At 61.5% G+C, this 7,074-nt stretch carries 4 protein-coding genes and 1 tRNA gene; 2 read left to right on the top strand and 3 right to left on the bottom strand.

Annotation, left to right across the window (positions count from 1 at the left end):
• Positions 1 to 17: 17 nt before the first annotated feature.
• The gene (locus tag J1C49_RS13145; protein WP_227446288.1) at positions 18 to 2,147 is read right to left on the bottom strand and encodes a ParB/RepB/Spo0J family partition protein; all 2,130 of its coding nucleotides are present in this window, start codon (positions 2,145 to 2,147) and stop codon (positions 18 to 20) included.
• Between the two features lie 170 nt (positions 2,148 to 2,317).
• On the opposite strand from J1C49_RS13145, the gene J1C49_RS13150 reads away from it, so the two are divergent.
• Positions 2,318 to 3,484 carry a hypothetical protein gene (locus J1C49_RS13150; protein ID WP_227446289.1) on the top strand — a complete coding sequence of 389 codons (1,167 nt, stop codon included), beginning with the start codon at positions 2,318 to 2,320 and terminating at the stop codon, positions 3,482 to 3,484.
• A gap of 75 nt (positions 3,485 to 3,559) precedes the next feature.
• Here J1C49_RS13150 and J1C49_RS13155 read toward each other — a convergent pair whose 3' ends face one another.
• Positions 3,560 to 4,753, bottom strand: a complete 1,194-nt coding sequence (locus J1C49_RS13155; protein ID WP_227446290.1) for a DUF932 domain-containing protein — start codon at positions 4,751 to 4,753, stop codon at positions 3,560 to 3,562.
• Positions 4,754 to 5,373: 620 nt separating this feature from the next.
• Between J1C49_RS13155 and J1C49_RS13160 the strand changes: the two genes are divergently transcribed.
• Positions 5,374 to 7,023, top strand: coding sequence for a recombinase family protein (locus J1C49_RS13160; protein ID WP_227446293.1), 1,650 nt, complete (start codon positions 5,374 to 5,376; stop codon positions 7,021 to 7,023).
• Here J1C49_RS13160 and J1C49_RS13165 read toward each other — a convergent pair.
• Positions 6,980 to 7,056: transfer RNA gene (locus J1C49_RS13165), tRNA-Met, on the bottom strand. The two genes, J1C49_RS13160 and J1C49_RS13165, sit on opposite strands and share 44 nt — an antisense overlap.
• Between the last annotated feature and the right edge of the window lie 18 nt (positions 7,057 to 7,074).

A 7,074-nucleotide genomic window follows, 5' to 3' on the forward strand; every position in this document is an offset into this window, starting at 1 on the left:
CCCGTGCTGCTCGAAGGTCACTCGGCGGCTGTCTTGGCGAAGGCGTCACCGGCGACGGGATCATCTTCCTCCATCGGGTCGGAGTCTCCGATAGCCGGTTCGCCGCCGTCTTCCGCCGATTGCGCTTCGCTGCTGTCGGGATCGTCTTCCGAAGGGTCATCGTCGGAGCGGTCCGCCTCGTCGACCAGCTCGATCTCCGGGGCATCCTCTTCCGGCAGCGGCGGCGTGCGCAGCGGGTCCGGCAGCCAGCCGGTGCCGGAGAGCAGGTCCTCGGCGGCCGTCACCATTTCGGCCTTCTTCAGCCCGGCGATCCGGTCAGCGGCGTCCTCACCCTTCGCCTCGCGCACGGCCTCCAGGATGCGCGCCTTGGTCACGCGGCCGAGGTAGCTGTCGCCCGTCGCCGTCCAGCCCGCCTTTGCCATGTCGAGCCCGACGGTCCCGGCCAGCACATCCGCGTGCGCGATGGCACGCGGTCGGCGCTGGTAGGGATCGTGGACGGCATTCACGCTCATCGCCACGCAATGGGCGAAGAGCGCATCGCGGCTGCAGCTGTCGAACTCGGTCAGCGCCTCCCAGAGGTCCTCGGATGCTTTCGGCAGGTTCCGTGCCCAAGTCTCGTGTCGCTGGTCGATGGCCTGCGCGTAGGCCGTGTCGCCGAGGCCCTGCACCTGCGATCCGAACCCGGCGTTGCGCGGTTCGATCTCGACGCAGCTATCGACGGCGTAGCGGTAGAAGAGCCGCAAGACCATGGCGTGCAGGGCCGCGAGGAAGGCGAGCTGCGGGTCCTGGGCCAGTGCGTTGCGCAGCGCCAGGGTCCGATGGGCCGTCAGTTCCATGACGAGGCGGTCGGAGAGCGGTTTGAGGCCCTCGTCTTCTTCCTCCTCGTCCGCGGTGGACACGACGGTGTCACCGATGTCTTCGTCCGGCGCCGCTTGCGGTGCGACCTCGCCGGTGTCCTCCGCCTCCTCGACCGGCTCATCTTCGGGCCGCACATAGCCCCGTTCGACCCGCAGTCGCCCGGAGCTGTCGATGCTGACGAAGGCTCCCGCCAGCGCGAGGTCTTCGGCCTCGTACCGGATCGGACGTGCCTCGAGGGCTTCCATCGCCTCCTCGATCTCGCCCAACCGTGTATCGACGTCGTCGGGCAGCTCGTCGGCTTCCGCATGCTCGGCCTCGAGCGCGTCGTATTCGGCCTTCAGCACCTGGTAGCTGGCGGCTTCTTCGTCGCTCATCGGCACCGCTTCGCCATGAACCCGGCGCATCCCGAAGGTGTGGCCGTAGGGGAATTCGGTGTCGACCTCGACCCATTTCCAGCCCTCGGCGCGGACCGCCTCGGCCTCCTCGGCCAGTTTCTCGCGCACCATCACGTCGAGCAGGGCGGCATCCTGCAGCCAGCCGCCGTCGTCCTGCTGGAACAGGTCGCGCAGGATATCGCCCCCGGCCTCGACGTACTCGTCGAGCCCGACGAACTGAGCCCGCTTGTCCGAGGCCCGCACCGCGCCTTCGGTCAGCATGCGGCGGATCTCGTAGGGCTGCCGGGAATAGTGCCGCTGCAGCGCCGCCCAGACCTGCTCCTGCCGCGCGTGGTCGGGGTTGACCGTGAAGGCCATGAGCTGGTCGAGCGTCATCTCCTCCTCGGCATAGGCGTCGAGCAGCGACGGCGCGACCGCGGCGAGCTTCAGACGCTGCTTGACCACGCTGGCCGAGACGAAGAAGGCCGCGGCGATTTCCTCCTCGGTGCGGCCCTTCTCGCGCATCGCCTGGAAGGCACGGAACTGGTCGAGCGGATGCAGCGGAGCACGCTGGACGTTCTCGGCGAGGCTGTCTTCCTCGGCGAGCCCATCGGTGCGCACGATGCAGGGCACCAGCGCGGTCTTGTTCATGCGCTTCTGCTTCACGAGCAGTTCCAGCGCCCGGAACCGGCGCCCTCCGGCGGGGATGGTGTACATGCCGGTCTCGGCGCCGCTGTCGTCCAGCACGGGCCGCACGGTGATGGAGCTGAGCAGCGTCCGCCGCGCGATGTCCTCGGCCAGTTCCTCGATCGACACGCCCGCCTTGACGTGGCGCACGTTCGACTGGCTGAGCATCAGCTTGTTGAAGGGGATGTCGCGCGAGGCGCTGAGGGTGATTTTTTGTTGCTTGGTCATCGGGATATCTCCGCGACAGGCCAGCCGGGAGCCTTTCTCCCGACCTCCAAACCCGTCACGGAAAAACCGGCAAACCTCTCACTCTCAATCGCTCGACCGTCGGTGCTGCCAGGTCCTTGACCAAAAGGGGCAATAACCCGCATTCTACGCGCACGACGGCTCAGGCTTACATGCTCGTTTCAGAATATATTATGCACAACATACTGTACTTTCCTCATTACACACCAAGCACAGCACGCCTTAGGTCGCTGTTGCTGTTCTACGATGAATTGCGAACAATAGTACCGCATGTCGATCAAAATCACGTAGCAAATAGAGAACATGTCGCCGAACTCGTCGATGTTGGCTGTAAAATCGATTTTTTCGACCCATCCTACCGCTACTCGGACTGGCTTGATGATAAGGAAGTAGGTAAAGTTTTCAATCGACTCGTTGCGCAATGCTCAAAGAAAGCAGCAAAGGAACGGAGATTTGATAGGATACGCTTTGATAAATGGGGCGTAGCCGATTGGGATCAAGAAGACGCAATAAATGACTTTGTTCTTAGTGGTTGGTCAATGATTGCCGCTCAGAAAATTCCGGAATCGAAACTTGAAGAATTGCGGCGCAAGCAGGTCGCGATACCAATGCGGATGTACCGAAACCCGCAAACCGGACAGGTCATTGAGGAAAATCCAGTCCTCATGTACCCAGAGATCGGTGATTTCATATTGGCACGGCTGGCGAGAGAGATTTCTCAGCAAGAACGAGTGCCTGCCGTAACGTTTGAAAACAAGGATTTTTGCAATCAGGCGTACTCTTCGTCGCGAGGCAGGGCGGATAGTCATGCACTCTTAATGTCTGCGGTGGTTTCATTATCGATCCCTGATGACATCGTTGAAATGAAGTCTGGAGAATACGCTGAGGTGCGCGCATCCTATGCACCGGCTCGGCTAAAGATCGAAACTATGGTCAGAGAAATAACAGAGAACTATAGGCTCGAGAATATTGCCGACTTTGATCATCTTGGGAGCGCAATTTCCGACGCTGCGTCGGATATCGAACGCCGAGTTCAGGCAGCGTTGAATGAACGGCGAACTTTGCGTCATCGTGCATATCAAGTTCTAAACCAGAATATCGTGTGGGGCGTAGGAGGAGCACTCGCTGGATACTTGACCGGCGGCGCATTAGGTGCAGCCGCTGGCGGAATCATTTCTCCGCTGGCAGCCGATTTGGCAAGCAAGTTGGCTCCGCCGAAAGCAGGATATGAAATGGTCGAGACGCTAGCCTCAATACGCGGCTCTATCGATCGCGGGGTGAAACGTAGCCGAGTTTCACTCCCGTCTTATATGATTTAGCTTTTCGAGTGCCATCCTGCAGCTTTCTAATTGTCGGTGGCGGCGGCTGCTTGCACCGCCACCGGACTCTGTGAACTATGCCACCTTCTCCAGTAACGCCTTCGCCTTCCCCTCCATCACCAACCGCGCATCCTGCTGCGGCTTCGATCGAGCCACCGCTGTGATCCCCTGGACGAAGTCGAAGACGCTCTCGGGCGGGCGGCCTTCTTCGGCCAGCACCGTTTCGACGATCCGCCCTGTCTCCGCCTTCGAGAACCCACGCTTGCGCAGGAAATCCTGCCGGTCCTCGTCCGACCGCGCGACGATCTTCTCCCGCGCCGCGCGGATGCCGTCGATGAAGGGCGCGGGTGAGGATTCGGCGAAACGGCTGAGCGCCGGGGCGGCTTCATGGGCGAAGCGTGAGGCGGCGTATTTCGAATGCCGGATGGTGATCTCCTGGAAATCCTCGACGCCCCAGAGATTGCGGTTCTGGCAGACCGCCCGCAGGTAGAAGCTCGCGATGCCGAGCGTCTTGGCGCCCACCTCCGAATTCCAGCAATAGAACCCTCGGAAGTAGAGGTCGGGCGAGCCATCGGGCAGCAGCCCCGCCTCGATCGGGTTCAGGTCGTCGACGAGGAACAGGAACACGTCGCGGTCCGAGGCGTAGAGCGTCGTCGTCTCCTTCGTAACGTCCACGCGCGGGTTATAGATACCGGTCGACCAGTCGAGCACGCCCGGTACCTTCCAGCGCGTATCGCCCGTGCCGTTGCCCGCGATGCGTTGCACGGCGGAGACGAGTTCGTGGTCGTAGATGCGGCCGTAGTCGGGGCCGGTCACGGCGCGCAGTTCCGTGCGGCCATCCGCGATTTCCATCGTCTTGATCTGCTCGGCCCGGTGGTTGGACAGCCCGTATTGCAGGTTGATGCCCGCCAGCGGCGCAGGCAGTTGCCGCAAATAGGCCGCGGGTGCACCGACGAGGCTCGAGAGCTGGCCGAAGGACCAATGCGTCGGCGCAATCGGCTCATCCGTCCCCGGCAGGACCAGCCCCAGCTTCTCCGGGTTGTCGCGGTGCGCCTCGACCCGGATCGCCGCACTCTCCACCATGCGCGTCCGGCTCCGCTCCGCCCGGCCCATGACCGATGCGAAAAGATCGTCGAGCGACAGATACCGCTCGTCATCCGGCCGCGCGAACCACTCGGACGACACGCGGTCCACGTTCTCGCCGCGCGACACATCCACCTTGTAGCCGCCGTTGATATCACGCCCGGCATCGATGATTTCGGTGTTCATTGGAAAACCTCCGCGACGGGCGCCGGAGGCCTCTCCTCCAGCCCTCAACCCGTCACGGCACCCCTTCCAGTCTCTTGCTCTTTCGCCGGCCGAGTGGCGGCTTCCCGCGCCACATGGACACCCGCGTTGCGCGATTCGGGCCGCCTATGGCAGACTTCGTTCAGGCTAAGGTCTTCGGGCCCTGCCACAGCTTAGGGCCCCTAAATGTTGAGAAACCGCATAGCACAGCGCAGTATCTCCGGATTCCGGGCCGCCGATTTGCGCGACGCTGTAGCAGCCGTCAATGCGCCAGACTACGCGAGCATGCGCGCGCCCCACCTTCAACGCGCTATGATGCATAGGCTTTTTCCTTCGTACGTGTGCCAGCCTCTGGCAGGCTGGTGCTTATGGAAAGGGACCAGAAAAGCAGGCCGGGGGCTGACGCCTCAAGGGACGCCCAGGGCTCATCTCGGGAAAGCGGAGCGGCTGAGAACAAAATCGCGCGCCTCACGCCTTCTGGCGATGATCCGCGACTGGTCAACCTTGTTCGCTTGTTGGCGCGGCAGGCGGCGAGAGAGTTCATTGAGACAGAGAACAGGCGGCATGCACGGGCTCGCCTCCGCGATTAAGGGGGCTATCGCATGAAGGCAGCGCTTTACGCTCGGTATTCATCTGACAACCAACGTGATGCGTCGATCGAGGACCAGCTTCGCATCTGCCGTGCACGCGCGGAACGGGAAGGCTGGACGATCATCGACAGCTACACGGATCGCGCGATTTCCGGGGCGTCCTTGCTTCGACCCGGTGTCCAGGAACTGATCTCGGATGCGCTGAAGGGGCGTTTCGACGTGATCCTCGCGGAGTCGCTGGATCGCCTCTCCCGGGACCAGGAGGACATCGCCGGTCTCTACAAGCGGATGCGCTTTGCAGGTGTGAGTATCGTGACGCTGTCCGAAGGTGAGGTCAGCGAATTGCACATCGGTCTCAAGGGAACGATGGGCGCACTCTTTCTAAAGGATCTAGCTGACAAGACCCGGCGCGGTCTTCGCGGGCGCGTGGAAAAGGGTCGCTCCGGTGGTGGGCTTTGTTATGGGTATGACGTCATTCGCACGGCCGATCCGGACGATCGGGGCGAGCGGGAGATCAACCCAGCCGAAGCAAACGTCGTTCGGCGCATCTTCAGGGATTACTTGTCCGGACAATCATCGCGGACGATCGCAATGACCTTGAACCGGGAGGGCATTTCGGGACCACAGGGCAAGGAGTGGGGGCCATCGACAATCCACGGCAACCCGAAACGAGGGACGGGCATTCTCAACAACGAACTCTACATCGGTAGGCTCGTCTGGAACCGTCTGCGATACATGAAGGATCCTGACACCGGTAAGCGCGTCTCCCGCCCGAACCCGGAAAGTGAGTGGGTTGTCCAGGAGGTCCCGGACCTTCGGATTGTGGACCAAGATCTCTGGGACGCGGTGAAGAAAAGGCAAAAGAGCCTTTCGTTTGATACGTCGCCGACAGGCAGTAATCCGATGAACGATAGACGACGGCCGAAGCACCTTTTCGCCGGCCTTATCAAGTGCGGTTGCTGTGGTGGTGGGTACTCTCTGATCTCGAAAGACCTGCTTGGCTGCGCAGCGTCGCGGAACAAGGGCACATGCGATAACCGTCTGAACATCCGTCGGGATGCCTTGGAGGCGTCGATCTTGAATGGCCTTCGGAAGCATCTCATGTCGCCGGAACTCTTCAATGAATTCTGTTCCGAGTTCACGCGCGAGGTAAATCGGCTCCGGATCGAGCGCGGAGCCGACCTGGCCGGCTGGAGGAGCGAACTCGAGAAGGTTGACCGAGAGCTCGACAAGATGGTCGATGCCATTCTTCAGGGCTTCCCGCCAGCAAAGCTTAAAGACAAGGCCGAGAAGCTGGAGGCGAGGAAGTCGCAGTTGATCGAGCTTCTGGATAATGCCGATGAGCCGCCGCCATTGCTGCACCCGAACATGGCGCAGATGTATCAGGATCGGATCGCCAAGCTCTGCGAGAACCTGCAATCCGAGGAAGATCGTGGAGCTGCTGTCGACGTGCTTCGATCACTTGTCGATGAGATCAATCTCGTGCCCGAGAACGGCGAACTCTCCATCGTCCTTCGCGGCGACCTGGGGGCGATCCTGCGCTTTGCCGCCGGAAAGCAAAACCCCGACTTCCTTTCGGAGGCCGAGGCTTTGGACAATCTGCTTTCGCAGAAATCGTTGGTTGCGGGAGTAGGATTTGAACCTACGACCTTCAGGTTATGAGCCTGACGAGCTACCGGGCTGCTCCATCCCGCGACAGATGGTTTTGTTTTT

Source organism: Cognatishimia sp. F0-27, from assembly GCF_020667845.1.
GTDB lineage: Bacteria > Pseudomonadota > Alphaproteobacteria > Rhodobacterales > Rhodobacteraceae > JAFMPQ01.

What these genes read in the sequence shown, in the direction of transcription:
- J1C49_RS13145 (WP_227446288.1), bottom strand. Translation starts at nt 2,147, where the DNA reads ATGACCAAGCAACAAAAAATCACCCTCAGCGCCTCGCGCGACATCCCC.
- J1C49_RS13150 (WP_227446289.1), top strand. Translation starts at nt 2,318, where the DNA reads ATGCTCGTTTCAGAATATATTATGCACAACATACTGTACTTTCCTCAT.
- J1C49_RS13155 (WP_227446290.1), bottom strand. Translation starts at nt 4,753, where the DNA reads ATGAACACCGAAATCATCGATGCCGGGCGTGATATCAACGGCGGCTAC.
- J1C49_RS13160 (WP_227446293.1), top strand. Translation starts at nt 5,374, where the DNA reads ATGAAGGCAGCGCTTTACGCTCGGTATTCATCTGACAACCAACGTGAT.